The 1,328-nt window shown below is 43.4% G+C and carries 2 protein-coding genes; both read right to left on the bottom strand.

What is annotated here, in order from left to right; genetic code table 11:
• On the bottom strand, positions 1 to 560 hold a 560-nt coding region (locus D1841_RS17315), incomplete at its 3' end, for a restriction endonuclease subunit S (RefSeq protein ID WP_166554317.1).
• Positions 561 to 701: 141 nt separating this feature from the next.
• Positions 702 to 1,328, bottom strand: a 627-nt coding sequence (locus D1841_RS17310) for a restriction endonuclease subunit S (RefSeq protein ID WP_207709200.1), incomplete at its 5' end; no start/stop codon positions are given.

The raw sequence follows: 1,328 nt of genomic DNA, 5'->3' as shown, positions 1-1,328 counted from the left end.
CCTCTTTTATATGACTTGAGGGCTTCGACGAGCTGGCGTTGCTTTTCGATGCGTGAAGATAAGAGGTTGAGTAAACTTGTTATTTTCTGCTGCTCTTCAAGATCTGGAGACGATATGTAAGTTTTACCTATATTCCCTTTGCTAATCGAGGTAACTTTGATTCCCTGCATATATGGGTGCAACTGCGTATGGAAAGGCGCTGAATTGACATAGTAGCCCAAATATGATGGAACGAATCGCTCTTTAGGTCTGCATGGTATAGTATGTAGCCCTGAAACGACAGCTATACTTGAGTTATTTATAATCTCAACGGCTTTCCCCACTGTGTCATCTTCTGCGGTATCTGCGATGACTACATCTCCAGTAGATAAATAGTCGGGCTTTCTGAGTCTTGATACATCAGCAACATACGGTATTTCAGTATGTTCAATATCAATCACTTCTCCGTACTTTATAAGTACATCGCCATAATGTATATTTCTAACCTTACCTGAATTGGATAACTCTGCTCTCGATAGAGTGTTGTTGGAAAGATAGGCGAATAGATCAGAAAACAACACACGGTTCCATTCTCCCTCAAAGCCGGGAAATCTCAGCTTTGGTACATGAACCCCTTGACTATTACTTGAGGAACATTATTGAACAGAAAACCGAATGCCGGCAATAACGATTATGTTCGTTGTTGCCGGCATTTTAAGCATTCATATAAATAACTGCTGCATTAACCCCGCTTTAACATTCTCATACTCACTTTGCTTACGCTGATGAAGCGTGATAAGGTGGTCGAGGTGGCAGAAAAAGGTTCCTATGGCTTGCTGCTCTGCCGCTGATTGCGGCATCATCAAATCCATATTTGCCATTTGCTTTCCAGAAACTTCGACAAATGTTGACCCTGCTCCTACTGTCTCTCCATACCGTTTCAATTCCTCCGTTCGGGAGAAAATGAAATAGGAGTCAAGTTCCCCATGGTGTGGAACAATGGATTGAAATCCCTGATTTGTACATCCTTCTCGAGTTAATATCGCTGTTTTTCCAATCCCAGCACGAGAAGTGAATAAAACTGTCCCGGGCGGTAGGAGTTTTGCAGAACTGTTTTCGTAACCTTGTTCAGTAATCTTTCGCTGACTTGCCTCCATATAGATCTGGTCAGCAATTTCAGCCGGGGCATACCAATCTATATCTCCGTCCCAAAAATCAGGATTGCTTGTACTTGGTGTTCCGCCTCCTACTATTTCTGCCAGTTCCCCCAGCTTACGCTGTTCCCAAGGCTCAGTAAATCCGGCAAAACGGTACTCCGGCATAGTCTCGCCCTTTTTCGGGAACAGCTT

Source organism: Neglectibacter sp. X4, from assembly GCF_009917365.1.
Taxonomy (GTDB): domain Bacteria; phylum Bacillota; class Clostridia; order Oscillospirales; family Acutalibacteraceae; genus Acutalibacter.
The sequence above is the reverse complement of the archived record's forward strand: the minus strand, read 5'-3'. Positions and strand labels throughout refer to the sequence as shown.